Here is a 25,627-nt window from a genome sequence, read left to right as displayed (position 1 = left end):
GAACTCTGCTCACTGTGACCCAATCTGCTTGGCGAACTTGACATCCCGGATCGATCCGGCGGGCAGCGAGAGGCCGTCGGCGACGTGGACGGTGACGTCGACGCCGTAGGAGACCTCGAGCAGCCTGAGGCGTTGCAAGCCGGGACTGCGGTCGAACACGTCGCGCATCGCGTGCGGCGGCCCGACCGCCAGGGCGGTGTAGGGGCTGCTGGTGGGATTGTTGTCGACGAGAATCGCCCCGCCCGCCTGCCGGATCGTCGCGTTCGGCCCGATCCGCACGCCGCCGACCGAGACGGCCTCGGCGCCGCTCTCCCACAACGAATTCACGACCAGCTGCAGGTCGCGGTCCAAGATGATCTGGGTGCTGCCGCTGACCCGCTGTTTGGACACGTCGGAAAGGTTCGGGCTGACGCCGGGGTCGGTCACGGTCACCTTCAGGCCCGGCCCGATCACCGGTGTGCTGGCCGCGGCCAGGCTGAGCGCGTCCAATCGGCTCAGCAGCCGCTGGCCCGCCGCGTTGTCGGCCAGCGCCCGGCGCTGCACGTCGTCGACCCGCGTCGACAGGGCCCCGCGGCGCTGCGCCAGGTCGCCGGCGGTGGCTTCCGCCGAACGCACGCTCCGGACCAGCAGCTGCTGCTCGCTGCGGACGCCGGGCGCCACCGAGCGGGCCTGCGTCACCGCGAGCGCGAACACCATCGCGATCAACAGCGCCGCGAGGGCCTGCCAGATCCGGTCCAGGGCGCGCCGGCGCGGGGTGGGTGGCGTGGTCAAGCGGCTGCGTTTGGCGGCCGCCGCGGCGTAACCGGGGTCCAGGTGCTCCGACAGCAGGGCGCGCAGCAGGGAGGGCACCGGGATGTGTGGCGGCCGTGCGGCCGCATGGGCGCTGTGGCCGGCGTTGGGGTCGTAGCCCCCGAGCATGCGGTCAGTCTCGGCCATGATCACCCGACTCCTGTGTGGCCGGTTGCTGCAGGTGGGGTGCGAGCCTGGGCATCCGCCGCACGACCAGGACCACCTGGACCGCGTACAGGACGAACGCCCACAGGTACATGTACATACCCCACACGAGGAACGCCCACCCGCAGGCCCACACCACCCGGCTCCATAACGCGTCCCAGGTTCCCAGCAGAACCAGCGGAAAGCCAGCCATCAAGGCGAACGTCGCGGCTTTGCCGACGTAGGTCACCGGCAGCGCCGATAGCCCCCGGCTTCGCAGCCACGGCAACGTCGCGGCCAGCAGCCCGTCGCGTGCCAGCAGCACGAGCACGAACCACCAGGGCATGATGCCGCTCAGGGCCAACACGATCGGCACGCTGACCATGTAGAGGCGGTCCACCGCCGGGTCGAGTAGCACGCCCAGCCGGGAGGACTGGTCGAGCAGCCGCGCGATCTTGCCGTCGGCCCAGTCCGAGGCGCCGCTGAACATCAGGATCGCCACCGCGAGGGCGTTGGCGTGCGCGACCAGCAGGACGTAGACGAACACCGGGATGAGCGCGAGCCGCAGGGCGCTCAGGGCGTTCGGCACTGTCAGCACCCGGTCGGGCGGAGGCAGTGGCTCCATGAGCCGTGACCTTAGCCTCGTGATGGTGCGGTTCGCACGACGGATCGGGCAGCGAACGCCGTCAGCGGAAAACCCCCGGCAGGCTCAGCGTCGACAGCGTGTCGTCGGAGAGCGGGTTGTCGTTGACCATGTAGGTCCACGTCGAGGTCGGCCGCGCGAGCTTGGACAAATCCAGCCCCGGCTCCTCCTCCAGGACGTTCGCGGTCTCGAAGGTCTGCTGGGCCGCCTCGATGGCGTCCGCGGCCAGCGACGCGAACGCGTCGACGGCCAACCGGTGGAACTCGTCCAGCGGGTTCTGCCGGCCCAGCGCGCGCAGGTGGATGCTCTCGCGGATGTCGGCCAGGTAGGCCAGGTGATCCGCCCAGCCCCGGTCGAGGTGATACAGCATGATCTGCCGGCAGATCGTCTCGAGCCGTTCCTCGGAGATCTTCTCCGACAGCTCCTCGTATCGCTTGGGGGCCAGCTCGGCGAGCTCCTCGCGCGCGGTGGTCGTGCGCAGCAACGTGTTTCGCCGATCGACGATGATGGCGCGCTGCTGGGCGATCAGCTGGTTGTAGCGCCAGGTGTTGGCGTGCACGTCCAGCATGCGGCCCTCGGCGACACGCTGGGCGTGATCGAGCAGCCCGGCCGCCTTGGCGCTGACGATCCGGCCGTCCTCGTCGGTCTGGGTGGGCAGCTTGTTGTGGTCCAGGTTGGCCGCCACGACGTCGTCCTCCCAGCTGGAGAAGAACACCGTCGACCCCGGGTCTCCCTGGCGCCCTGCCCGACCGCGCAACTGGTTGTCCAGCCGCTCGGTGTGGTGGCGGCCGGTCCCCACCACGTGCAGCCCGCCCAGCTCGGCGACCTTGTCATGATCGGCCTCGTCGGACCCGCCGAGCCGGATGTCGGTGCCGCGTCCGGCCATCTGGGTGGACACCGTGACCACACCGTATTTGCCCGCCTCGGCGATCACCTGCGCTTCCTCGGCGTCGTTCTTCGCGTTGAGCACCACCGCCGGGATGTCGCGGCGCAGCAGGCGCTCGTGCAGCTCCTCGGACTCGGCCACGTCGCGGGTCCCGACCAGCACCGGCTGGCCGGTGGCGTGCACCTCGGCGACGTGCGCGACGATCGCGTCGTTCTTGGCGGCGGCGGTGATGTAGACGCGGTCGGGCTCGTCCTCGCGGATGTTGGGCTTGTTGGGCGGGATCGGCGACACACCCAGCTTGTAGAACTGGCGCAGCTGCTCACCGGCGGCCAGCGCGGTCCCCGTCATCCCGCACACGGTCGCGTAGCGGTTGATCAGCGCCTGCACCGTGATGGTGTCGAGCACCTCGCCCGTCTCGGTGGTCTCGATGCCCTCCTTGGCCTCCACGGCGGCCTGCAGGCCGTCGGGCCAGCGCTGCAGCTGGGCGATGCGCCCGCGGGAAGAGTTGATCAGGTGCACCGCGTCGTCGCGGACGATGTAGTGGACGTCGCGCTGCAACAGCACGTGTGCGTGCAGGGCGACGTTGACCTCGGTCAGCGTCGTGCCGACGTGTTCCTCGGAGTACAGGTCGATGCCGCCGAGCGCCTTCTCGACCTTGCGCGCGCCGGCTTCGGTCAGATGGACGTTGCGGCTGTCGGCGTCTGTGTCGTAGTCGGTGCCCGCGACGAGTTCGCCGACGAGCTTGATGATCTCGAGGCGCGGCGTCTCCCGGTGGGTGGTGCCGGCCAGCACGAGCGGCACCAGCGCCTCGTCGACCAGCACGGAGTCGGCCTCGTCGATCAGGGCGACGTCGGGGTTGGGCGAGACCAGGTCGGCGACGTCGGTCACCAGCTGGTCGCGCAGCACGTCGAAGCCGATCTCGTTGACCGAGGCGTAGGTGACGTCGCAGTCGTAGGCGGCCCGGCGGTCCTCCCGCGTCGACTCCGCGGTGATCCAGCCGACGGTCAGGCCCATGGCCTTCAGCAGGGCTCCCATCCACTCCGCGTCGCGGCGGGCCAGGTAGTCGTTGATGGTCACCACGTGCACGTGCCGGCCGGCCAGCGCGTATCCGGCCGCCGCGATCGCGCCGGCCAGGGTCTTGCCCTCACCGGTGGCCATCTCGATCACGTCGCCGGCAAGCATGCGCAGCGCCCCCAGCAACTGCACGTCGAACGGGCGGAGCCCGGTCGCGCGCTCGGCCGCCTCCCGGGCGATCGCGAGGAACTGGGCGATGTCGTCGGACTCCGCGAGCTCGTCGAGCTTGAGCAGTCCGGCGGCCTTGCGCAGCTGCTCGTCGGTGAGACCGGCGGCCTCCTCGTCGTACTCGGACGAGGAGGTGACCGCCGCCATGGAACGGTTGCGGTCTTTTTCTGTGCTGGCGCCGAGTAAACGCCAGAATCGGCTGGTCACGCGGCCGGACTGGGCGCGGCTGGTCTTGGGCACAGCACAACGGTACGCGGGCTTTGCGGTGGGCCCGTGTAGGTGGGGCGGCGGCCGGTCCGGTCTACGCGTCGGCTTCCTGTTGCGCGCGACGGACGGCGTCGCGATGCTCCGGGTGCGCCGCCTCCGCCAGGTCGGCGAGCATGCGCTCGATCGGTTCGGGCACCTGCGCGGCATCGGACCCGTACCGCAGTGCTTCGCCAACGGTGACCTCGAGCAGGTCGGCGAACTGGTAGCGCGGCATCACCAGCCGCAACTCGCCGCCGGGCCCGCACACCGCCTCCGACACGGGCGGGCGGGTGGCCAGCCGGCGCAGCAGGTCGTGCAGCGTGTCCAGGGCCTGGCACGCCGTGGTCGGATCGTTCACCGCCGGCGACAGCGCCTTCTCGATCATGTCGATCAACTGCCGGAACCCGAACGCCACATCCTGTTGCAGGGTGCGCTCGGTGCCGAACTCCAGGTGCTTGCACGTCCCGTCGACGAGGCGGTCGAGGTCGTCGGGCGTGCCGTGCACCATGAACAACGGCGCCCCCAGCGGCACGAAATCCCCGACCCGAATCTTCAGCGCCACGATGCAGACCGCCCGGGCCGCCTGCGTCGCGACAGCCGACTCCGCGATCGTGACCAGCATCCCCCGCTCCCGCGCCGCGATGACGCGGTGCGCCTCCGGCAGCTCTCCGATGGTGTCGGGCGGCGCTGTGTCGCTCGGGTAGCGTCCCTCCAGCACCGCACCCGCCAGGTCGCCGATCTCGCCGATGATCGTCGAGGCCCGCATCATGTACGCCACGCGGCCGACATAGATCATGAACAACACGGCGCTGGCAAACACGAACACCGTTGCCGCGCTGACCGCGAGGCGCGGCACCGGCGCGCCGGGTTTCAACCCCTGCTCCACGACCAGCGCGTAGAGGAACGTCACGACGAAAGATCCCGAAGGTGACCTGGATGGTGCGGTCCCGCATGTACATCTGCGCCACCCGGGGCGAGTACTGGCCGCTGGACAGCTGCACCGCGACGAAGGCCAGCGAGAACACCAGCCGATGGCCGGCGCGATCGCCACGGCTACGCGGACCGTCGGCACCACCCAGCACATCAAGACCGGCCCGCTCGGGATCCGGTGCCTCGGCACCATCGGCATGCACTGCGCCTACCCGGTCCCGAGGCGGGGAACCATGCGGCGCGGTGTCAGGCCAGGTTGGACCGGCGCGGATAGGCGACGGCGGGGTCGGTGAGCACGTTGACGACGGCGGGCATGCCGCAGGTGAAGGCGCGCTCCAGCGCGGGCCGCAGCTCGGCGGGCGCGGACACCAGCTCACCATGGCCGCCTAGGGCGCGCACCACCTCGTCGTACCGCGTGCCCGGGCGCAGCTCGGCCACCACCGAGTAGCCGTAGAGCGCCTCCATCGGGTGCTTTTCCAGGGCCCAGATCCCGTTGTTGCCGATCACCGACACGACCGGCACGTTGTGGCGGACCAGGGTGTCCCATTCCATGCCGCTGAAGCCGAACGCGCCGTCGCCCTGCAGCAGCACGACCTGACGGTCCGGATGGGCCAGCTTGGCGGCCAGGGCGTAACCCGGGCCCGAACCCAGGCAGCCGAACGGGCCGCTGTCCAGCCAGCAGCCGGGCAGATAGCTGTCGATCACCCGGCCGGCATAGGAGCCGAAATCGCCCGCGTCGATGATGACGATGGCGTCGCGGTCCAGCATCGGGGCCAGCTCGGCGTACACCCGCATCGGGTGCAGCGGGATCCTGTCCTCGCCCAGGTCGGCCCGCTCTCCGGCGCGCGCGGCGGTCTCGGTCGCGCGCAGCTCCGCGGTCCAGTCCCGGCGGCCGGTGCCGTCCGCCACGGTCCCCTCGGTCAGGGCCGACAGGATCGAGGTGAGGTCGCCGTAGAGCGCGGCCGCGACGGGACGCGGGTGGTCGCGCCCCGGTTCGGCGCGATCGGCGACGACGAGCTGGGTCTGCGGGCCGAACACCCCGCCGAAACCGAGGCGAAAATCCATCGGCACCCCGACTACCAGGGCCACGTCGGCCTCGCTCAGCGCTTTCCCCCGCGCCCGCGAGAACGCCATCGGGTGATCGGCGGGCACCACCCCGCGGGCCATCCCGTTCATCAGCACCGGAATCTGCCGCTCCTCGGCGAGCCGCAGCAGCGCCGCCTCCGCGTGGCCCCACCACACGTTGGTGCCCGCCATGATCACCGGCCGCTGCGCGGCGGACAGCAGGCCGACCGCATGCTCCAGAGCCTGGGAATCCGGCTGGGCTCCCGGCGCCGGTTCGGCCAGGACCCCGGGCCTGTCGTCGTCGTCGGACATCGAGAAGACGTGGTCCATCGGGAAATCGACGAAGGCCACGCCCGACGGCGGGGCCACCGCGGCCCGCAGCGCCTCGTCGACGAGCCGGCCCGCGGCGTCGGCGGACTGTGCGGTGGCCGCGAACCGCGCCAGCGGCGCCACGAACGGCACGTGGTCGATCTCCTGCAGCGAACCCATCCCCCAGCGCCCCGCCGGGGCGCGGCCGCCGAGCACGACCAGGGGCGACTGGTTCTGCTGCGCCGCCGCCATCGCGCTCATCCCGTTGGTGACGCCCGGCCCGGCGGTCAGCGCCGCCACGCCCGGCACCCTGGTGACCTTGGACCAGCCCTCGGCGGCGAAGGTCGCCGTCTGCTCGTGGCGGGTGTCGATCAGCCGGATACCCTCGTCGTGGCAGCCGTCGTAGATGGAGAACAGGTGGCCGCCGGATAGCGTGAAGATGGTGTCGACACCGCTGGCCTTGAGTCGCCGCGCGACGAGCCGGCCGGCATGCATGGGCTGGGTGGAGACGGCGTCGGTGCTCATCACCGCAGCCTATCCGCCGCCTTCCGGGTACAAAGGAGACTTCGACCTTGGGTGCGAAAACGTTTAAGCCGTCGATCAATTGGTCGACGGCACCCGTGGAGTCGCTGCGGTGGGTCGCGCTGGCCTGGGTCATCAGCGCCGTCTGCGTGCTGGTCGTGCTGGTCGCGTTCAGGTACTTCACGCCCTGGGGACGGCAGTTCTGGCGGATCACCCGCGGCTACTTCGTCGGCGCGCGCAGCATTCCTGTATGGGCGATGCTCGGCGTGCTGTTGCTGTCGGTGATCCTGTCCGTGCGGATCATGGTGCTGCTCAGCTACCAGGGCAACGACCTCTACACGTCCGTGCAGATCGCGGTGCAGGGCCTGGCGGCCGGCAACGAAAAGGTCAGACAGTCCGGCATCCACGGCTTCTGGATGTCCCTGGTGATCTTCAGCCTGCTGGCGTCGCTGTACGTCGTCCGCATCATGACGGACATCTACCTGACGCAGCGCTTCATCATCGCCTGGCGGGTGTGGCTGACCGGCCACCTCACCGACGACTGGCTCGCCGGGCGCGCCTACTACCGGGACCTGTTCATCGACAACACCATCGACAACCCCGACCAGCGCATCCAGCAGGACATCGACATCTTCACCGCCAACGCCGGGGGCACGCCGGACATCCCGTCCAACGGGACCGGCAGCACGTTGCTGTTCGGGGCCGTCAACGCGGTGGCCTCGGTGCTCTCGTTCGCCGCGATCCTGTGGAACCTGTCCGGGAACCTCAACGTCCTGGGCGTGACCATTCCCCGCGCGATGTTTTGGGTCGTGCTCGTCTACGTGCTGGTCGCCACGGTCGTCGCCGTGTGGCTGGGGCACCCCCTGATCTGGCTGAGCTTCAACAACGAGAAGCTCAACGCCGCATTCCGTTACGGACTGGTGCGGTTGCGGGACGCCGCCGAGGCGGTGGGCTTCTACCGCGGCGAGCGAGTCGAGCGCGCGCAACTGTGGCGGCGCTTCACCCCGATCATCGACAACTACCGCCGGTTCGTGCGCCGCACCATCATTTTCAACGGCTGGAACTTCTCGGTGTCGCAGTTGATCGTCCCGTTGCCCTGGGTGATTCAGGCGCCGCGGCTGTTCGCCGGCCGCATCGATTTCGGTGACGTCGGACAGAGCGCGACGGCCTTCGGCAACATCCAGGACTCGCTGTCGTTCTTCCGCAACAACTATGACGCGTTCGCGGCCTTCCGGGCCGCGATCATGCGGTTGCACGGCCTGGTCGACGCCAACACGCGGGGCCGGGCCCTGCCGACGATCCTGGTCAAGGACAGCGAGGAGGCGGCGGTCGAACTGCGCGGACTGGAGGTGCGCACGCCGGACGGGGACCAGCTGATCGACCCGCTCGACGTGCAACTGGACCGGGGCGACTCGCTGGTGATCACCGGGCGCTCCGGGTCCGGCAAGACCACGCTGCTGCGCAGTCTGGCCGAGCTGTGGCCGTACGCGTCGGGGACGCTGTGCCGTCCCGAGGGCGACAACGCGACGATGTTCTTGTCCCAGTTGCCCTACGTGCCGCTGGGCGACCTGCGCAGCGTCGTCTGCTATCCCAACTCGCCCGACGACGTCTCCGACGACCAATTGCGCGACGTGTTGAGCAAGGTCTCGCTGACGCCGCTGATCGCCCGGCTCGACGAAGAGCAGGACTGGGCGAAAGTCCTCTCCCCCGGCGAACAGCAGCGTGTCGCCTTTGCCCGCATCCTGCTGACCAAACCCGAGGCGGTCTTCCTCGACGAGGCGACCTCCGCGCTGGACGAGGGCCTGGAATTCGCGTTGTACCAGCTGGTGCGCGCCGAGTTGCCCGACTGCGTGCTGGTCAGCGTCAGTCACCGGCCAGCCGTCGAGCAGCACCACGAACAGCAATTACACCTGCTCGGTGGCGGGGAATGGCGTCTGGGCCCAGTGGAGAAGGAGCCCGCGCCGGTCTAGCCGGCTGTCGGCCGGGTGGCCCTCGAGGGTGTAAATCTGCAGGCCCCTGCTCGCACTTCCGCTGCAGAATTACACGCTCGGCGGGGGCGGTCCTAACGCGCCTGCGCGCCCCCGGCCCCGCGGGCCGCGTGCGCTCCGGCGCGGGGGTCCTAACGCGCCTGCGCGCCCCCGGCCCCGCGGGCCGCGTGCGCTCCGGCGCGGCGCCCGAAGAACGAGCCCTCACCCAGCTGCGTCCCGCTGGCATACCCTTTGCCGTCCTGAGCGATGTTGGACGCGCACGCCCCGACCGCGTACAGCCCCGGAATCACCGTGCCGTCGTCGCGGCGCACCTCCCCGTCGACGGTCACGGCCAGGCCGCCCATGGTGAATCCCGAGTACATCGCCCGCCCCAGCGACAGATCGAACACCGCCCACGGCCCGTTGTCCTGTGCCGCAACGTATTCCGGCTGCTTGTGAAAGTCAGGGTCCTCGCCCACGGCCGCGAACTTGTTGTAGCGGTCCAGGGTGGCCGCGAAATTGCCGGCGGGGATGCCCAGCGCGGTCTCCAGCTCGGCGATCGTCTCGTAGCCGTCGAGGAATTTGATCAGCGGCATCTCGGGCATCTCGGTGTGCGCTTCGTCGACGACCAGGTAGGCGGTCTGTTCCGGCTGCTCCAGCACGAACGCCGAGGTGCGCGAGTGGTAGGAGTCCTCGGCGGCGAAACGCTTGCCCTCCTTGTTGACGATCAAGCCGGTCAGCAAGACCTCCGGCGGGTAGGCCGCCGCGGTGATGAACAACTCGTCCATGTATCTGGTGGCCCCGCCCGCCGAGACGCCCAGCCGGATGCCCAGTCCATCGTCGTTGGGGTTGCCCAGGATGTAGGGCGCCACCAGGCCGTGGTGTTTGGTGCGGCGCGGCTGGCCCAGCGCGGGCGTGTGCTCGGCGACCATGTCCGGGTTCATCGCGAAGCCTCCCGCCGCGATGACGACGGCCTTGGCCTTGACGGCTCCGGTCTCGGTGAAACGCTTCCAGGCGACGCCGACCACCGCCCCGTCGTCGTCGACGACGAGGTTGGTGGCCCCGGACTCGTACTGGACGTGCACGCCCAACGCGTCGGCGCGTTTGACCAGCAGGTCCACGACCATGGCCGCACCGCCCAACTCCCCGGGCACCGGCACCGAATGCCCGCGGGGCGCCGGCTGGGCCTGTTCGCAGAAGGGCCATACCTTTTCGTTGCCGGTGTAGCTCAGGCCCTCGGTGCCCGGCGGGACGACGACTTTGCCGGGATAGAAGCTGCGCTCGAACTGGAAGCCCAGGTCCTCGAGCCAGTCGAAGTGTTCGACGCTGCCGTCGCAGTAGGCGCGGATCTTGTCCAGCTCCGGCTCGCGCGAGACGGCGACCAGGTACTTGTACATCTCCTCGGGCGAATCGGGGTGGCCGGTGGCCAGCTGCACCGCTGTTCCCCCGCCGAGGTAAAAGTGCCCTCCGGCAAGGGAAGTCGTGCCGCCCGCCGCGGCGGCGCGCTCCAGCACCAGCACCCGTGCGCCGGCGGCCGCCGCGCTGACCGCCGCACACCCGCCTCCGATGCCGAACCCGATCACGACCACGTCGACGTCGTCGGACCAGGATTCCACCGCGTCCGCGCTGACCGTTGCTGGTGTCTCGGTACTCATTTGCGCCACTCCTCCTCATCGCTGCGCTCTGCATCGTCGCTGGCGCGGCGCAGTTGCGCCACTCCTCCTCATCGCTGCGCTCTGCATCGTCGCTGGCGCGGCTCACCGCTGCTCCCGTTTGATGTAGTCGTAAAACGCCCGCATCTCGGGCGAGACGTAGGCGATCTCCAGAAATGGCGCGCCTGCCTGCGGTGCCGACAGGTAGGCGAATCGGATGCCGCCGGGCATCACGCCCTGTTGCACGACGACGGCGCCGCGGTCAGCGGCCCGGGCCAGCTCCGCATCGAAATGCTCGGGGCTGTCGGCCTCCGTGCAGATGTGGTGCAGTCCCGGTCCGGAGTCACGTAGAAAGTCACTATAGATATTCTGGCCGCGGACCGGTGAGATCAACTCCAGTTGCATGTCGCCGAGGTAGCTCAGGGAGATGTCGGCGACGAAATCGGCCGGCGCGCCGAGGTAGCTGCAGCTGTCTGGAGCAAAGTGCACGCCGGGGATGCGAACCCATTTCCTGACCCCTAACAGGCCGGTGAGAGCCGTTTCGGTGGCGTCGAGGTCCGGAGTGACCCAGGCGATCTGCGTGGGCGCGTGAACGGAGGGGGGCATCGCCTCGCAGGATAGCCCAGCGCGCCGATCGCCAGGAAGGGCGCCGGAGGATTTGCCGCGACCGGCCGGGCCGCTTCCGCCGGCGCGCGATGAACACGTTCTAATTCGGCCGCGGGCGAGCGCGAGCGCCGGGTCGGTCAGGTCCGGCCCAGCACCTCGACCAGCAACTGAAGCTGGGCGTCGAAAACCGTCTCGGGCTCGGTCAGCGTGTCGGAGCCGTACTGGCCGAACACCTCCAGGCTGATGGCGCCCAGCACCCCCGCCCACAGCAAAAAGCATTTGGTAATCACGCGGTCGTCACCGGGAAAGCCGAATTCCTCGCGGAGCCGCTGGAAGTCCGACGACAGCGGCTGTGCCACAACGTCATTGGTTAACCGGATGTCTCCCGTGGCGATCCCGGCGGACACGGCGTCGAGGAACGCCCCGACAACCCGGGTCCCGACCGCGACGGTGCGCTCGGCGGGGGCGTGATAGCCGGGAACGGGACTGCCGTACAACAGGGCCCAGCGGGACGGGTGGACGATCGCCCAGCCCCGCACGGCCCGCGCGATGGCGACGACGTCGTCGCTCCACAGTTCGCCGCCGGTTTCACGGGCGCGGTCAACGGTGTCGGCCAGGTCGGAATAGGCGTCGACCAGCAGCAAGGTCAGCAACTCGTCACGGCTGGCCACGTAGCGGTACACCGCCGAGGACACCATGCCCAGGTCGCGCGCTATCGCACGCAGCGACAGGCCCGCCGCGCCGCGGTCCACCAGGTGGCGGCGGCCCAGTTCGACGATCTGCGCCTCGATCTGTTCCCGCGACTCCTGGCGTTTCCCCACGGGGCCAGTGTCGCACACCCGAGATCACCGCTCTTGCTTTTCGGCGACGGGTGTGGCACCGTGGCGCAAATCGAGAGCCCTGCTCTCTGATCTGTCGAGAGGACGCCATGGTGACCACCCACTATCAACAGCCGAGCCGGGCCGCCCGGGCCGCCAACGCCGCGATCCGCTGGCTGGCCGAGATGGGGGTCAGCATCGCCGGGACCCGCGCGGTGCGGGTGCGGGGCCGCAAGACCGGACAGCCGCGCACGGTGGTAGTCAACCTGCTGACCGTCGAGGGCGTGGACTACCTCGTCTCACCCCGCGGGGAAACGCAGTGGGCCCGCAACGTCCGTGCGGCGGGCGTCCTCGAGGTGGGCCCGCGTTGGCACCGGGAGCGCGCCGCCGCCACAGAGCTGGACGACGCGGCCAAGCCCGACGTCGTGCGGCGGTACCTGGCCCGGTGGTATTGGCAGGTCAAAGATTTCGTCCCCGGCCTGACGCCGGACTCCGGTGACGAGCAGTTGGGGGCCGCCGCGCCGGCGATCCCCGTCTTCGCGCTGGCCCCGGATGCCTCGCGCTGATCAGCGCGGGTTGGTGGTCGCGCCCAGGTCCTGGCGGACCTGGTCCGAGGCCGCCCGCCACGACACCGCGGCGGGGAAATCACCCCACATGCTGTTGAAGATCCCGACGATCTGCCCGGGCCCGCCGTCGGGCGCCAGGTAGACCGGTCCGCCCGAATCGCCCTTCTTGCTCTGCACGCCGTGCGACATGGTGAACCACCCGTTGTTGACGGCCTCGACGGTCCCGCAGGTCTCACCGGTGACCACTCCGAAGTGGCACACCGGTTGGCCCGCCTGCACTGTGACGGCCGGATTCGACTGCAGCGGGCGCCCGCCCGGCAGCACGGTGCTCGGCGTGACGCCGTCGTCCAGCACGATCGCCTCGTAGTCGTTGATGATCTGGTCGGTGGCGACCGTCGTTCCGCTGGGCGTGTTGTCCCGGAAGGTGGCCATCCGGCCGATCGCGTTCCCGGCCTTGTCGTAGACGGCTCCCCCGCCGCGGCAATGTCCGGCCGTGTACGCGACGCGCATCGTCGGGTCGACATAGCCCAGGGTGCACAGCCGGTTGTCCTGCACGATCTCCATGCCCGGGTAGACCAGAGTGCCCTGCGCGCTGGCCGGAGCGGACGGCAACGCGGGCACGAAGGACGCGACGATGATGGGGGCGGCGAATGCGCGCAATGCTGGGCGGCGCACCTTGGACTCCGATCCGTCGGGGCCGAATCTCGACCGAATCGAGACTACGGCGTTACTTTCCGTTACGCAGGAGTCTTCGCGCCGGCCGGCGCCCGCGTTACAGCGTCGTGACCATCGGGGCGGCGGCCCCGGACCGGGTGGCTGCGTGCGGCGCCCAGCCCGGCGGTCCGAACACGTAACCGAGCCGGTCGCGGAACCGGTCGGCGGCGCGCCAGTCCCGGGCGATCGCGACGTATTCGCGCGTCTGCAGCTTCCAGATGTTGAACGTGTCGACCTGCTTGGTTAGCCCGTAATGGGGACGGAACGACTCTGGCTGGAAGCTGCCGAACACCCGGTCCCAGATGATCAGAATGCCGCCGTAATTCTTGTCCAGGTACAGCTTGTCCATGCCGTGGTGCACGCGGTGATGCGACGGCGTGTTGAAGACGAACTCGAACGGGCGCGGCAGTTTGTCGATCCGCTCGGTGTGGATCCAGAACTGGTAGATCAGACTCACCGAGAAGGAAAAGAAGACCATCCACGGCGGAACCCCCAACAACGGCAGAGGAATCCACATCAGGATTTCGCCGCTGTTGTTCCATTTCTGGCGTAGCGCGGTGGCGAAGTTGAAATATTCGCTGGAGTGGTGCGCCTGGTGCGTGGCCCAGATCAGCCGCACCCGGTGGGCGACGCGATGGTAAGCGTAGTACAGCAAGTCCACACCGAGGATCGCGACGACCCAGGTGTACCACCGGGTCGACGGGAGGTGCCAGGGCGCCAGATAGCCGTAGATCGCGGCATAGCCCAGCAGCGCCAGGGTCTTCCAGCTCGCCATCGTGGCGACCGACACCAGGCCCATCGAGATGCTCGCCATGGAGTCGCGGCTCAGGTAGGCCCCGGAGCCCGGCCGCGCCCCGCCGGCGTCCGGCGCGATGCGTTCCAGCTTGCGGGCCGCGGTCCATTCCAGCGTCAACAGCAGCAAAAAGAATGGGATAGCAAACAAAACCGGATCTCGCATCGGGGGCGGGAGTGCGGACAGAAAACCCGAAACGGAACTCACCCACACAGACTATTACGTCCGGCGAATTCGCGGATCCGGTCGGCTCGGCGCCGGCGCGAGACCCGCGGACGTCGGGTGCGCCACCGCGCCGCATGGATGGCGCCCACCGTCACGGCGTGGTGAGACGATTGCGCGAAGGGAGCCGCCGAGCGGCTCGGATCGGTGAGGTATCGGGCGTTGACCGCGATGCTGGTGATCGGCTCCGGGTTTGCCGGACTGCGGGCGGCCCTGGACGCCGCGCGGCGGCTCGACGAACTCGCCGAGCCCGCGGGCACGGTCGACGTCACCGTGCTGAGCGACAAGCCCTTCCGCGACATCAGGGTGCGCAACTACGAGACCGACCTGAGCGCCTGCCGCATCCCGCTGGCCGACGTGCTGGACCCCGCCGGACTGGCGCACGTCACCGCCGCGGTCACCGGGATCGACCCGGGCGCCCGCGCTCTCACCACGGCATCCGGGGCGTCGTACCGCTATGACCGGGTGGTGCTGGCCCCGGGCAGCCGGGCGGCCCGCCCCGGCATCCCCGTGTTGCGGGAGTTCGGTTTCGACGTCGACACCTACGACGGTGCGGTCGCGCTGCGAGCCATCTGCGAACGCTGGTCGGGGACCCCCACGCGGGCGGCTGGTCGTCATGGTGGGCGCAGGCCTGACCGGCATCGAGGTGGCCTGCGAGCTGCCGAACAGCCTCGGTGGGCTGTTCGGCCCGCATCGGGTCACCCCGCGGGTGGTCCTCGTCGAGCACGGCGCGATTGGCTCGGACATGGGCGCTTCGGCGCGGCCGGTGATTCGGCAGGCGTTGTCGGACAACGGCATCGAGACCCGGGTTGGGGGTGAGCGTCACTGCGGTCGAGGAGCGAGGCGTGTCGCTGTCGTCGGGTGAGCGCCTCGAGGCGGCCACGCTGGGGTGGTGCGCCGGGATGCGGGCCAGCCCAATGACCGCGCGGCTACCGGCGGCGCGCGACGGGCAGGGCCGGCTGCCGGTCGGCGACTACCTGCGCGTCGCCGGGATCGAGTCGGTGTTCGCCGCGGCTGACGTGGCGGCGGCCCGCGTGGACGGGGAACGTTTGTCGGTGATGTCGTGCCAGCAAGGACGGCCGATGGGGCGCTACGTCGCCTACAACGTGATCATCGACCTGGTCGGTGAGCCGATGCTGCCGCTTCGAATCCTCTGGTACGTCACCGTTCTCGAGCTCGGGCCGGCCGGCGCGGTCTACACCCGGGGATGGGACCGGGCGGTGGTCTCGCGCAGCGCGCAGGCCAAGGCCACCAAGCGGGCCATCAACACCCGGCGCATCTACCCGCCGCTGACCGGTGAGCGCGCGGCCCTGCTCGCCGCGGCCGCGCCGCAGATGCAGGGCCGCCCCTAGCCGGCCGGTGCTCAGTCCGGCTGCTGCGCGGTCTCCCCCGCGTACCACTGCACCGTGCGGACTCCCGGCTGCAGGGACAGCTCGGCCACCAACCGCTCGAGCTTGGCCGGGGTGTGGCCGTCCATGAGCAGATGCGCGCTCAGGGTGATCTCGTCGTCGCCGGTCTGGCGGGCGTGGATACCGCGCAGCGTCATGTCGTTGCTGCTGGCGTGCTGCACGACCTGGGCGCGGGCGTACGTCTCCGATTTGGGGCGGCAGGTCACCTGTAGCAGGTACGGCTGGAGGCCCTCGTCGTCTTCGACGTTCTCGTCACGATCGATCAGCCGCCCGAGCGGGCGCCCGAACACGTGGATCGCGAGGACGGTGCCGGTGGCGATCAGCGTGAAGGTCAGGTGTCCCGACGCGGCCAGTACACCGACCGCCGCCGAACACCACAGGGTGGCCGCGGTGTTGAGCCCGCGGACGTTGACCCCCTCGCGCAGGATCACCCCACCGCCCAGGAACCCGATCCCGGACACGACATAGGACGCGACCCGGGTGGCGCTGGTGTCCTCGGTGGCGGCCGCGTAGAGCACGAACAGGGTCGCACCGGCGGCGACGAGCGCGTTGGTGCGCAGCCCGGCCCGGCGCGCCCGCCATTGCCGCTCCAGACCGATGAGGGCACCGCAGCCGACCCCGACGGCCAGCCGGAGCGCGAAATCGGCAACGCTCAGCGTCTGCATGACGGCACATTCCTCCCCTACGCGGTGACACTGGCACCGCCGGGGCGGTGCTGGACCGCGGCAGCTAAGCACGGGCAGGTGAACGAGAGGTGGACCCCGGACCAACCCGGTTGCGCGGCGGTCAATCACCTGACTCCTGCGCGCCGCCGCCTGCTCAATCCGTAACCCGCATGCGCGCGTTGACTGTTTCGTCCTCTCCGGAACGCGTCGTGTCGCGGCTAGTGCGTCGCGGTGAGTTGTTGTGGACAGTAGTACTTCGCCGAGATCGCCACGAACAGGGTGGCGTGGCCGGTGGTCAGTCCCGGATTTTCGTCCTGCAGGTTGCGGACGAGTGCCGAGCCGGACTTGCCGCTGCCGATCCAGCCGCACACCTGCTTGCCGAAGGCGATGGCCCGATCCGGGCTGGTGTAGGTGAGTCCGGCGTCGCGCACCGTCGTGAGGAATCCCGTGTCGTCGAACGCGCCCTCGGGATCGGCGGAGGCGGGTGCGGCGCAACCGATCACGACGACGGTGCCGAGCAATGCCAAAAATCGTCCCATGCCGGTGTGGCCGGTCTCCGTCAGGCCTTGGACAGCTGGTGAGGGCAGTAGTACTTCGCCGAGATCAACGCGAAGTTGGACGCGTTCTCCATGTCCATCCCGGGGTTGTGGATCTTCACGTCGTGCACCACTTGCAGGCCGCTCTCGCCGTTGTCCAGGAAGGAACACACTGCCCTGCCGGCGGCGACGGCGCCCTCGCGGGTCGCGAAGGAGATGCCGGCCTGGTGTAACGCGGCGACGAACCCCGCGTCGTCCCCGTCCGGTTCCGGCGGGTCGGCATAGGCGGGCGCGGCGAAACCGATCACCGCCGCTGCGCCGAGCAGCGCGACAAACATCTTCATGTTTTACCCTTTCCCTCGCACCGAGGAAATTGTGCCGGTTCGGTATTCAATTGAAGCGGCGGCTTCCGAGACTTTACCGCCGATGTTGCTCGGTTGACCGCTGTCTCTACCAATTCTCACAGTTGGTTCCACGCTTTTACGCCTTCGGCGAACCGCGCCTGAACTGCCGGGACCGACTCGCGTGCCGCTATTTGTCGCCCCCGGATCCGGTCGTTGCGCGGCCGCTGGGCCGAGCCGGACTGCGGTTGCCACTCAACTCATCTGCGCTTCCGACGGCACGACTTTGGGCTTGCCTTTTGACAAGTGCACCGCGTGAATGCCGGGTTTTTTGGACAGTTGCTCGAGCAGCGCGTCGAGGCCTTCTTGATCGACGTTGTGGTGCTGCACGCTTTCGGGTTTCTCCGAGATCTGGGCGACGACTTTCTTCAGCTTTTCCGGCGAGGTGCCGTCCTTGAGCTCTTTGAGGGGGGTCAGGCGCCCGCGGACGGCGGCACGGCCCGCCACGGTGGGGCGCCCGCGCCGAAGGCGCTGCCGAGCATGCCCGCCACCGACATCGAGCCGAGCAGCCCACCCGCGCCCAGGGCGGCCGCCGGCACCGCCTCCGGCCCGGCGGCTGTCAACGCGGCGGCGACCGTCCGGATTGCCGGGGTGGCGGAGGCCCAGCTGGGCGGCACCGTCAGCGCTCCGACCAGGGTGCCGCGGCCCAGGCTCGCCGCCACCGGGCTGACCGCGTTGTACAGGGTGCCACGCCCGAAGCCCAGCGCGCCGAGCCCGGCCCCCAGCGCGTCCTTGGGGAGGGCCCCGTACGGGATGGGCGGGGCGAACTTGAGCCACTGTGACAGCGGGAAGTTGATGAGCAGCCCGATGTCGTTGAACGTCGTGGTGATGCCGACAGGAACCTTGACGGCGTTGTACAGCCCCGCGTACCAGGTGCCCCCGTTCGGAACGATGTTCAGGAGGTTGGTTCCGAGGGTGTGGTACCAGGTGGCGAGCCCGGCGAGGTAGCCGAGCGGCCCGTTCGCCGGGTTGAACGGGGGAATGATCGAGCCTAGGGTCGCCGCCGCGTTGGCCGCCGGTGTGCCGCCGGCTGCGCCGACCGCGGCGGCCTGCGTCGTCGACGCCGAGCCGTTGGTGGTCGTCGGCGCCTCGGTGAACGCGGTCAGCCGGCTCGTTGCCGCCTCCGCCGACGCGACGTAGGTGTCCATCGCCAGGGCATCCTGGGCCCACATCTCGGCGTACTGGGCCTCGGTGGCCGCGATCGCGGCGGTGTTCTGCCCGAAGACGTTGGTCGCCACCAGCGACGCCAGCTGGGTGCGGTTGGCCGCGACCTCCTCCGGCGGCACCGTCGACGCGAACGCCGTCTCGTAGGCGGCCGCCGCCGCGGTGGCCTGGTTGGAGGTGTGTGCGGCCTGAGTGGCGGTGGTCTGCATCCAGGACAGGTACGGCGTCACCGCGGCCACCATGCTCATCGACGACGGTCCCACCCAGGGCCCGCTGCTCAGCGTGTCGATCACCGACGAGTAGGCGGCGACGGTGGACTGCAGTTCGGCGGCCAGGGTGTCCCAGGCCGCCGCCGCGGCCACCAAGGACTCGGCTCCCGGCCCGGCGTACATGCGCCCGGAGTTGAACTCCGGTGGAAAGGCTCCGTAGAACATCTCTATACCCCTTGCCTGGTCGCGCTGCTGTCGGTCGCGGATGTGTCGGTCATGGCGCTCAGTCCTCCAGGACCGGGATCACGATGATGGTGGCCGTGGCCGCCTCGGCTTCGATCACGCCGCCCAGCGAGCCGGTCGCCACGGCACCTCCTCCGGAGTACGTCGCCCCGGCCGCCATGGCGCGCCCGGCCAGGCTCGACAGGGCCATCTGGCCGAAGACGCCGCCCTCGGGGGCCAGCGAGGCGGTCGGTGCGGCCGCGATGTTGGGGAACACCGAGGCGAGTGTCCTGATCGCCGGCGCGGCCTCGGTCCAGCCCTGCGGCACCGACATGCTCCCCACCAGCGCCGCCCTGCCCATCGACGCCGAAACCGGCGCGCCGCCGACGGCGGAGCTCAGCATGGGCTTGACGGCGCCGCTGGTCAGCGGCGCCAGCGCGCCGGAGATCGCTTTGGGGCCGGCCAAATACGCGGCGGCGCCCTGCCCGTTCTGACCCCAGGCGTATGCCTGCCCGAAAGACAGGAACGGGCCACCGGGGATGGTGCTCCACGCCTGGGGCGAATAGATGCCGGTCAATTCGCCGAAGATGGTGTTCCAGTTGGTCAGCGCGTTGGGCAGGGTCGACGGCAGCGTGAGTCCCGGCGTCGTCGCGTTACTCGTCGCCCCAGAGGCCAGGCTCTGCAGGGCGTTCGGCACGGCGCTGGTCAGCTGGGACAGTTGGGTGCCCACGTTGAGGCCACTCGAGGTACCGGACTGGCTGACGGCGGCGGCTTGCAGCGGGCTGGCCGAGTCGGTGGTCGTGCGCGGCGGCTCGAGGAACGGGATCAGCTGCGAGGCGGCCGCCGACGAGCCAGCGTAGGCGTACATGGCGGCGGCGTCCTGGGCCCACAGCTCGGCGTACTGGGCTTCGGTGGCGGCGATCGCCGGGGTGTTCTGCCCCAGGATGTTGGTCGCAATCAAAGTCATGAGCAGTGTGCGATTGGCCACGATCACCGGCGGCGGGACCGTCGCGGCGAAGGCCGTCTCGTAGGCGGCGGCGGCGATTTTCGCCTGGGCAGCCGCCTGCTCGGCCCTGGAGCCGGTGGCACTGATCCACGAAACGTAGGGGATGGCCGCGGCCGCCATCGCGATCGAGGAGGGACCCGTCCACGGCCCGACGGTCAAACCCTCGACCGTGGAGCTGTACGACGCGGCCGTCGACTGCAGTTCGGCGGCCAGGTCGTCCCAGGCCGCCGCCGCCGCGATCATCGGCCCCGACCCGGGCCCGACATACATCCGCCCAGAGTTGATCTCCGGCGGAAGCGCGCCGAAATCTATCACCTGTCTACCTCCGGTCCTTATTTGTGGCCGTCATCGTAATGACGACGCGCGTAGCCCTGCCCCCAGAACTGTCCAAGCTTTTATGGAATCCAAAAAAACGCGGTTTCTGAGTCCCCAAAGATTTGCTGATCTTACTCCAAGCGAATCTGTGCAACCTCGGGCTCATCGCGATGCCACGATATTGAGGCGTTGTTCCAGCGGAGTAAGCACAATGTTACAAACATGTGTCGCGACGCGGTTGGCGGTGACGACAGACACCGTGAGCAGCGGCGGGTGTGTCACCGAGGTTGTCTAATCTGTCAATTGATTACCAATGGCAAACCCGTCGCTGATTCGTGGTTCCGCTCATCTACGGCGCACCAGGCGCGACCTGGCGACAATCATGAAGATCACCGGCCACGCCATTTACTGGTTGCAACTTCTCGATGAATTATAGGCCTACCAGAACATCATTACTGCAACCGGAGTATCGATTTGCTGTTGCCCACATATGTGCGCTGACGGCTATGCGTATTTGCGGGTGCTTATTGCGCGCCTATTATTTCGTGAGTCGCCCGTGAATCGCATCAGCCATCTGCCGGCGGGTGCCTGCCGGACCGGAAGTTGCCTGGATGGCCGAAATCCCGACGGCCGGCGAACTCCCGGTGCCCGGCCCGCAGCGCGGCGCCTCGTGCGGACACGATTCCGCAGTTCGGCGCCGGGGCCGGGTTAATGGTTAATTCCATCGTTGCTCCCCTGGAGTTCACCAAGAAGGTTAAAGGGGCATAGCTGCGGCAGCGCTGATTAGCTGCTGCAGATTTCCTGTGAGCTCGATCAGCGCGGTTTGCCGAGGTTAGCAAGACGAAGCAACGTGCCCCCGTATGCGCGGGGCGGCTCGGGAGCGTTGCCGAGCCGTTCACCCGAATTTTCGGTAAGGGTGCCTCGACGTCCCGGACAGCTATCAACCACACGGCGTGTGGCGCCGCCGGTAGAGAAAACGCATCAGCCGGCGCCTGGCGGTCACATAGCAAACTGAGCGACTACCCCGTGCCATCGCTGCCATGGTCGCCTCGGCGGTCATCGGGTCGGGCAGTACGAACCGCGGATCTAAGAGGCGGTACCCGCCTTCGTCGGCGCGATCAGGAAGGCCCCGCAGTCGCGTCAGGGCCAGGGCCACGCGCAGCGGTGGAGTCCAGGTCGAAGATGGCCACGACGCGTGCCGGTACGAAACAGGCGCACCGCTCGAGCGTTGCTGACCAAGAATCGACGTCCGCCGGGCGAGCCACGAACGCAAGGCGGAGTCGCACGTTGCGCTTACCGCCGTCGCCCCCGGTTGCCGGGCCAGGCGCCGTGGGCGCGATCGTACCGGCATTTTGGCCCTGCTGCGGCCGGGCCGGCCTTCGCAGTCGACCGCTAGCGAAGGCATTCAAAAAGCTTCAGTCCGCAACGGTTCACGGTGCCAATTGCGGCATGCACGACCAACTGGCATGCCGCGTCTGCGAGCGTCGTCACGCCGGACAGCTGGTATCCGCAGGAGTGGCGAGAGAAGTCCAACTCAGAGGCCGCCGAGCGACGCGGACCAGCCCCGAAAGCCCTAAGAGCGCAAGGCTCACTTCTTCTTACCGTTGCCGCTGCCGTCCCCGAGTTGCTCGGGGCAGAAAGACCGGGCGGCCGCTTCGGTGAATTTGGCGGCACCGTCAAGGGTGAATCCGGGGTTGAGCTCGCGGATGTCTTTGAGAATCTCGGGTTCGCTGGTGCCTGCACTGGCAAGACCGCAGACGGTCTGGGCAGCTTTGAGGGCACGGTCCGGGCTTTTGTAGGCGATGCCCGCGTTGCGGAGGGTGGCCAGGAAGACCGTCGGGTCGTCGTCATCGGAATCGGCGTGGGCCAGCGGGCTGGCGGCGAGAACGGTGGCGAGGCCGACCGATGCGGTGAGAAGTTTGAGCGTCATGGCGTGTCCTTTGTCCGCGATGTCAATCGTGTCTTGAATTTTGGTGAGTCTTGGATTGTGGTGATTCCTTGCTTGTGGCCGGCCCTTGCCGCCCGGCGGCGGTCTCGACCGGTCGTGGGTCAACCCGCTGCAGGCGGCCGCGTGATGATGCGGGGGCGGAATCCGTAGATCGGGGCGCTGAACTCGTCCTCGTGCGGCCCGGTCATGCCTGCCAGGGGCAGCCCGGGCATGCCCACGGGTCCGGTCTCTTCCATCACCATGGGGGTGGCGTTGCTCAGGCTGTGGTAGGCCCCGGCACCGATGCGGCTCGTGGCCGTTGCGACCGGGTTGACCGTCGCCCCACTCGCACCCCAGGCCGGGGGCACCGATACGGCCCCGACCAGGCTGGCGTGCCCGAGCTGAGCCGACACGGCCGCGGCCGACAGGCTCGGCAGACCCGGGGCCACCCCGATCGGCCCTGTCAACGCCAGCCCCGCGGCCAGGTCGGACATATCGAACGAGGCGGCGCCTTGGGTCGCGAAGAGAAAGCTGTATGCGGTCACCGAATCGATGACGGATGTTGGATTCGTCAAGCCGCTGGTGGTGAGGGCGTTCGAGAAGTTTGCGACCGTCGCATCGTTGAGGAAGCTTCCGACGAATGACCCGTTGTTTCCATCCAGAAAGTTGAGCAGTCCGGCCAAGCCTGTCGTGGAGTTGTTGGTGTTGGGCGCGATACCCAGCCACTCGAGGAGCCCGGACGTCGACCCTGCCGGAGCCGTGGAGGACGCCGAGGTCCCATTAGCTTGGTCGGCCGTCTCGTTGGCGTTGGTGGTGGAAGGGGGGGGCGTCAACGGCGCCAATTGTGTCGCCGCGGCCGACGCCATGGCGTAGCCATTCATCGCGGCGGCATCCTGCGCCCACATCGCGGCGTATTGAGCTTCGTTCGCTGCTATTACGGCGGCGTTCTGGCCGAGCATGTTGGTGGCCAACAGGTTAGCCAGTTGGGCGCGGTTCGCCGTGATCGCCGCCGGGGGTACCGTCGCTGCGAAAGCGGCTTCGAAGGCGGCCGCCGCCGCAGAGGCCGAGGCGCTGGCCTGCTCGGCTTGGGCAGCGGCGATGGCCAACCAGTCGACATACGGTTCAGCCGCTGCCGCCATCAATCCCGACGAAGGTCCCAGCCAGGCCTCGTCAGTCAGCCCGGTGACTACCGCGCTGTAAGCGGCTGCGGTCGAACGCATCTCGGTGGCGATGCGATTCCAGGCCGCGGCAGCGACGCTAATCGACGCCGAGCCCGGCCCTGAGTACATGCGGGCCGAATTGATCTCTGGCGGCAACGTTGCGAAATCTAGCATGGCCTGTCCCCTCTTCTGAACTTCCTTGGAAGGCTGTTATCCGGCCGCCGGAGGGCGAGAAATTACGACGGGGCGGAACCCGTACTTGGGGATTGGGCGTCGCCGCCCCGCCGCACCTCCGACGGGTGCGGCGAACCCGCCCGGACCACCCGTGCCGTTGGACGATCCGATGTCACTGAGACCGGTAGCCGGAATCGCTGTGTCGGCTGGCTGGATCGCTGCCGCCGAAGCCCAACCGGGAGGCACCGACACTGCACCGACTAGGTTGGCATGGCCAACCGCCGCTGAGATCGGGGCACTTACACCGCCGAGCGCTGCCGCCGGGGAGACCTCGGCGGTCGCCGAGGCGATGTCGCCGAGGCCCGGTAGCAGGTCGCCGCCTTGCGTGGCAGCGGACAGGAAATTGAAACCGGCGATGGTCCCAAGGAGGAATTGCGGGTTGAACGGTCCACCCGCTAAAGCCCCGTTCACGACCATCGTGCTGAAGTAGTTGCCTTGCATGAACGTGCCCACGGCCGAGTTGTTCGCGCCACTGAAGATCCCCGACAGCAATGACAGAAAGTCTTCCCCGGAGGCCGCCTTGGGGGCGGTCGACGTTACCGCGGACAGGTTCGATTGCACGGTTTGACCTGTCGTCTGGGTCGCTTTAGCGACCGCCGCCGATTGCTTGGCAACCCCGTAGGTCTGGGTGCTCTTCGACGGAGCGGAGAGCGGTGCCAATTGACTGGCCGCCGTCGAGTCGCTGGCGTAACCATTCATGGCAGCGGCATCTTGGGCCCACATGGACGCGTACTGTGCCTCGTTAGCCGCGATCGCGGGGGTGTTCTGGCCGAAGATGTTTGTGGCCACCAACATCGCCAACTGTGCGCGATTGGCGGTGACAACGGGCGGCGGGACCGTCGCGGCGAACGCCGACTCGAAAGCGGTTGCGGCCGCGAAAGCTTGGGCCGCGGTCTGCTCGGCTTGGGCGGCGGCCGTATCCAACCATGTCAGGTATGGCGTGGCCGCGGACAGCATTGACATCGACGACGGGCCCAGCCAACCGTTACTCGTCAATTCCGTGATCACCGAGTTGTAGGACGTTGCCGCCGAGCGCATCTCGGCGGCGATCGTGTTCCACGCCCCGGCGGCTGCCAGCATCGATGCCGATCCGGGACCGGAATACATTTTGGCGGAATTGATTTCGGGCGGCAGTGCGGCGAAGTCGAGCATCGGTCCCCCTTTACCTGTTCATCGGGTTGCGGCGGCGTTGGCTGCTTCGGTGGCGGCATACGACCCGGCGCTAGCCGCCAATGTGGCCACGAAATTCTCGTGGATTTCGGCGGCCTGGGCGCTCAATGCCTGGAAGGTCTGAGCATGCCGGGCGAACTGGGCGGCCGTCAGCATCGACACGATGTCGGAGGCGGCAGGTACCACCCCGGTCATCGGCGGGGCGGTGGCGGCGTGCTCGCCAGCCAACGTCGAACCGATCTGCTGAAGGCGATTGGCAGCAGCGGCCAACGATTCCGGCTGCGCGGTAACGAACAACATTCCAAGTCTCCTCACAGGCCGCTAGGCGGCCGACGGGGGCAGCCTAGATGAAAATGACAATCGTTTCTATCGCACGTGTAAAATCGTTCCGACCGGGGGGCTGCTGAGGTCCCGGGAGTCCCGACTCGGGAACTTAGCTTACCCAATCCTTAGGTGTCACATGCAAGTGAATTGCAAGAAAATTCCCTACGCACATCTGTGGCGGTCATCGTCAGAGCATGCAAGTGACCCGGATTCAGAACTCGCTCAGGGTTTCAGTGCGGCCACGATCGGATCGAAACGGTCGTCGAACTCGGGATGCGGACTATCGCCTGGGCTCATTTCAGTCCTCACCTCCTCGCGGCCGGGGCATACGCTGATGCCGTCAGGGCACTTCAGAAGTGTGGACCGAGCCGTAAAGCCCGAGAGCCGCACCCCTCTCGTCAGAGCTTTGGCACCACACGGCGTATTCAGCCAAAGCTGAAAGCCACTTGGGCTCAACCCTTAAGCCGGGAAGAGCTGTCCTGACCCTGGGCGTCTTTCGACGTTCGAGGTCAGTGGCCTGTATCCGCGTGGACGCCTCACCTAGCGAGGTGCCTACGTGGACGATTGTTACATTGCAAGGTGTCGAGAGTCAACGCGCCGGCGTGCCTCAACTACTTTGAGCGCGGAGCGGGAAAAAGAGTGCCCGATGGGAAAGGGCAGACCCACATGACTGCGAGACGGCAGGTGAGGATCACTCCGCGAACTCGATACCGCAACTTATCCAGGTGCAAACAGGTCAAAATTTTGGACCGGGCGGTGGTTACCACGGGC

20 protein-coding genes, 4 pseudogenes and 1 riboswitch are annotated in these 25,627 nt (G+C 68.4%); of the genes and pseudogenes, 3 read left to right on the top strand and 21 right to left on the bottom strand.

All coding sequences use genetic code 11. The features are described from left to right. Positions 1-9 precede the first annotated feature (9 nt). The 6 genes and pseudogenes from AB8998_RS14395 to AB8998_RS14370 all read right to left on the bottom strand — a co-directional run bounded on the left by AB8998_RS14395 (position 10) and on the right by AB8998_RS14370 (position 6,779). Entirely contained in the window at positions 10-936 is a 927-nt protein-coding gene (locus AB8998_RS14395) for a DUF881 domain-containing protein (RefSeq protein ID WP_369738521.1), read from the bottom strand. Then, positions 923-1,558 (bottom strand): CDP-alcohol phosphatidyltransferase family protein, encoded by a 636-nt coding sequence (locus AB8998_RS14390; protein WP_369738520.1) that lies wholly within the window; start codon positions 1,556-1,558, stop codon positions 923-925. The genes AB8998_RS14395 and AB8998_RS14390 overlap by 14 nt, the downstream gene beginning before the upstream one ends. Before the next feature lie 61 nt (positions 1,559-1,619). Next, positions 1,620-3,944, bottom strand: a complete 2,325-nt coding sequence (gene secA2 / locus AB8998_RS14385) for an accessory Sec system translocase SecA2 (RefSeq protein WP_369738519.1) — start codon at positions 3,942-3,944, stop codon at positions 1,620-1,622. 61 nt (positions 3,945-4,005) lie between these two features. Next, entirely contained in the window at positions 4,006-4,860 is an 855-nt protein-coding gene (locus AB8998_RS14380) for a DUF2254 family protein (RefSeq protein WP_369738518.1), read from the bottom strand. A 25-nt stretch (positions 4,861-4,885) separates the two neighbouring features. Further along, positions 4,886-4,975, bottom strand: a pseudogene (locus AB8998_RS14375) (hypothetical protein); the annotation flags it as partial. 151 nt (positions 4,976-5,126) lie between these two features. Beyond that, a complete protein-coding gene (locus AB8998_RS14370; protein WP_369738517.1) occupies positions 5,127-6,779 on the bottom strand; it encodes an acetolactate synthase in 1,653 nt (550 codons plus the stop codon). A 47-nt stretch (positions 6,780-6,826) separates the two neighbouring features. Between AB8998_RS14370 and AB8998_RS14365 the strand changes: the two genes are divergently transcribed. Further along, positions 6,827-8,746: a vitamin B12 ABC transporter pemease/ATP-binding protein BacA gene (locus AB8998_RS14365; protein WP_369738516.1), complete on the top strand. Its 1,920-nt coding sequence runs from the start codon at positions 6,827-6,829 to the stop codon at positions 8,744-8,746. A 149-nt stretch (positions 8,747-8,895) separates the two neighbouring features. Here AB8998_RS14365 and AB8998_RS14360 read toward each other — a convergent pair whose 3' ends face one another. From AB8998_RS14360 to AB8998_RS14345, 4 genes and pseudogenes are all read right to left on the bottom strand, one after another. Then, a complete protein-coding gene (locus AB8998_RS14360) occupies positions 8,896-10,398 on the bottom strand; it encodes an FAD-binding protein (protein WP_369738515.1) in 1,503 nt (500 codons plus the stop codon). A gap of 13 nt (positions 10,399-10,411) precedes the next feature. Beyond that, positions 10,412-10,485 (bottom strand): annotated as a pseudogene (locus tag AB8998_RS14355) (hypothetical protein); the annotation flags it as partial. Positions 10,486-10,500: 15 nt separating this feature from the next. Next, positions 10,501-11,001, bottom strand: a complete 501-nt coding sequence (locus AB8998_RS14350; RefSeq protein WP_369738514.1) for a VOC family protein — start codon at positions 10,999-11,001, stop codon at positions 10,501-10,503. A 137-nt stretch (positions 11,002-11,138) separates the two neighbouring features. Continuing rightward, positions 11,139-11,822, bottom strand: coding sequence for a TetR/AcrR family transcriptional regulator (locus tag AB8998_RS14345; protein WP_369738513.1), 684 nt, complete (start codon positions 11,820-11,822; stop codon positions 11,139-11,141). Between the two features lie 107 nt (positions 11,823-11,929). On the opposite strand from AB8998_RS14345, the gene AB8998_RS14340 reads away from it, so the two are divergent. Then, positions 11,930-12,385: a nitroreductase/quinone reductase family protein gene (locus tag AB8998_RS14340; RefSeq protein ID WP_369738512.1), complete on the top strand. Its 456-nt coding sequence runs from the start codon at positions 11,930-11,932 to the stop codon at positions 12,383-12,385. Here the strand turns inward: AB8998_RS14340 and AB8998_RS14335 are convergent, their stop codons facing one another. Together AB8998_RS14335 and AB8998_RS14330 are read right to left on the bottom strand one after the other, a co-directional pair. Continuing rightward, a complete protein-coding gene (locus AB8998_RS14335) occupies positions 12,386-13,060 on the bottom strand; it encodes an Rv1815 family serine proteinase (RefSeq protein ID WP_369738511.1) in 675 nt (224 codons plus the stop codon). A gap of 97 nt (positions 13,061-13,157) precedes the next feature. Next, positions 13,158-14,099 (bottom strand): sterol desaturase family protein, encoded by a 942-nt coding sequence (locus AB8998_RS14330; RefSeq protein ID WP_369738510.1) that lies wholly within the window; start codon positions 14,097-14,099, stop codon positions 13,158-13,160. A 177-nt stretch (positions 14,100-14,276) separates the two neighbouring features. On the opposite strand from AB8998_RS14330, the pseudogene AB8998_RS14325 reads away from it, so the two are divergent. Beyond that, positions 14,277-15,466: pseudogene (locus AB8998_RS14325) on the top strand (NAD(P)/FAD-dependent oxidoreductase). Between the two features lie 11 nt (positions 15,467-15,477). Here AB8998_RS14325 and AB8998_RS14320 read toward each other — a convergent pair. From AB8998_RS14320 to AB8998_RS14280, 9 genes and pseudogenes are all read right to left on the bottom strand, one after another. Further along, positions 15,478-16,188: an MgtC/SapB family protein gene (locus AB8998_RS14320; RefSeq protein WP_369738509.1), complete on the bottom strand. Its 711-nt coding sequence runs from the start codon at positions 16,186-16,188 to the stop codon at positions 15,478-15,480. A gap of 218 nt (positions 16,189-16,406) precedes the next feature. Further along, on the bottom strand, positions 16,407-16,727 hold the full coding sequence (locus tag AB8998_RS14315) for a DUF732 domain-containing protein (RefSeq protein WP_369738508.1): 321 nt from the start codon (positions 16,725-16,727) through the stop codon (positions 16,407-16,409). 20 nt (positions 16,728-16,747) lie between these two features. Next, a complete protein-coding gene (locus AB8998_RS14310; protein ID WP_369738507.1) occupies positions 16,748-17,068 on the bottom strand; it encodes a DUF732 domain-containing protein in 321 nt (106 codons plus the stop codon). A 252-nt stretch (positions 17,069-17,320) separates the two neighbouring features. Further along, a pseudogene (locus tag AB8998_RS14305) lies at positions 17,321-18,723 on the bottom strand (PPE family protein). 58 nt (positions 18,724-18,781) lie between these two features. After that, the gene (locus AB8998_RS14300; protein ID WP_369738506.1) at positions 18,782-20,041 is read right to left on the bottom strand and encodes a PPE family protein; all 1,260 of its coding nucleotides are present in this window, start codon (positions 20,039-20,041) and stop codon (positions 18,782-18,784) included. Between the two features lie 1,588 nt (positions 20,042-21,629). Next, positions 21,630-21,971: a DUF732 domain-containing protein gene (locus tag AB8998_RS14295; protein ID WP_369738505.1), complete on the bottom strand. Its 342-nt coding sequence runs from the start codon at positions 21,969-21,971 to the stop codon at positions 21,630-21,632. A 119-nt stretch (positions 21,972-22,090) separates the two neighbouring features. Beyond that, a complete protein-coding gene (locus AB8998_RS14290) occupies positions 22,091-23,302 on the bottom strand; it encodes a PPE family protein (protein ID WP_369738504.1) in 1,212 nt (403 codons plus the stop codon). 36 nt (positions 23,303-23,338) lie between these two features. Further along, positions 23,339-24,514, bottom strand: a complete 1,176-nt coding sequence (locus AB8998_RS14285; RefSeq protein WP_369738503.1) for a PPE family protein — start codon at positions 24,512-24,514, stop codon at positions 23,339-23,341. Between the two features lie 18 nt (positions 24,515-24,532). Continuing rightward, positions 24,533-24,832 carry a PE family protein gene (locus tag AB8998_RS14280; RefSeq protein WP_369738502.1) on the bottom strand — a complete coding sequence of 100 codons (300 nt, stop codon included), beginning with the start codon at positions 24,830-24,832 and terminating at the stop codon, positions 24,533-24,535. Positions 24,833-25,239: 407 nt separating this feature from the next. Then, positions 25,240-25,411, bottom strand: a riboswitch (M-box (ykoK) riboswitch). Positions 25,412-25,627: the final 216 nt, after the last annotated feature.

This window comes from Mycobacterium sp. HUMS_12744610 (genome assembly GCF_041206865.1).
Lineage (GTDB): Bacteria > Actinomycetota > Actinomycetes > Mycobacteriales > Mycobacteriaceae > Mycobacterium > Mycobacterium servetii.
The sequence above is the reverse complement of the archived record's forward strand: the minus strand, read 5'-3'. Positions and strand labels throughout refer to the sequence as shown.

Bases quoted from the DNA above. Each gene is read 5' to 3' on its own strand.
- AB8998_RS14290 (WP_369738504.1), bottom strand. From the start codon at position 23,302: ATGCTAGATTTCGCAACGTTGCCGCCAGAGATCAATTCGGCCCGCATG.
- AB8998_RS14370 (WP_369738517.1), bottom strand. From the start codon at position 6,779: ATGAGCACCGACGCCGTCTCCACCCAGCCCATGCATGCCGGCCGGCTC.
- AB8998_RS14360 (WP_369738515.1), bottom strand. From the start codon at position 10,398: ATGAGTACCGAGACACCAGCAACGGTCAGCGCGGACGCGGTGGAATCC.
- AB8998_RS14320 (WP_369738509.1), bottom strand. From the start codon at position 16,188: ATGCAGACGCTGAGCGTTGCCGATTTCGCGCTCCGGCTGGCCGTCGGG.
- AB8998_RS14315 (WP_369738508.1), bottom strand. From the start codon at position 16,727: ATGGGACGATTTTTGGCATTGCTCGGCACCGTCGTCGTGATCGGTTGC.
- AB8998_RS14280 (WP_369738502.1), bottom strand. From the start codon at position 24,832: ATGTTGTTCGTTACCGCGCAGCCGGAATCGTTGGCCGCTGCTGCCAAT.
- AB8998_RS14350 (WP_369738514.1), bottom strand. From the start codon at position 11,001: ATGCCCCCCTCCGTTCACGCGCCCACGCAGATCGCCTGGGTCACTCCG.
- AB8998_RS14340 (WP_369738512.1), top strand. From the start codon at position 11,930: ATGGTGACCACCCACTATCAACAGCCGAGCCGGGCCGCCCGGGCCGCC.
- AB8998_RS14395 (WP_369738521.1), bottom strand. From the start codon at position 936: ATGGCCGAGACTGACCGCATGCTCGGGGGCTACGACCCCAACGCCGGC.
- AB8998_RS14285 (WP_369738503.1), bottom strand. From the start codon at position 24,514: ATGCTCGACTTCGCCGCACTGCCGCCCGAAATCAATTCCGCCAAAATG.
- AB8998_RS14390 (WP_369738520.1), bottom strand. From the start codon at position 1,558: ATGGAGCCACTGCCTCCGCCCGACCGGGTGCTGACAGTGCCGAACGCC.
- AB8998_RS14295 (WP_369738505.1), bottom strand. From the start codon at position 21,971: ATGACGCTCAAACTTCTCACCGCATCGGTCGGCCTCGCCACCGTTCTC.
- AB8998_RS14310 (WP_369738507.1), bottom strand. From the start codon at position 17,068: ATGAAGATGTTTGTCGCGCTGCTCGGCGCAGCGGCGGTGATCGGTTTC.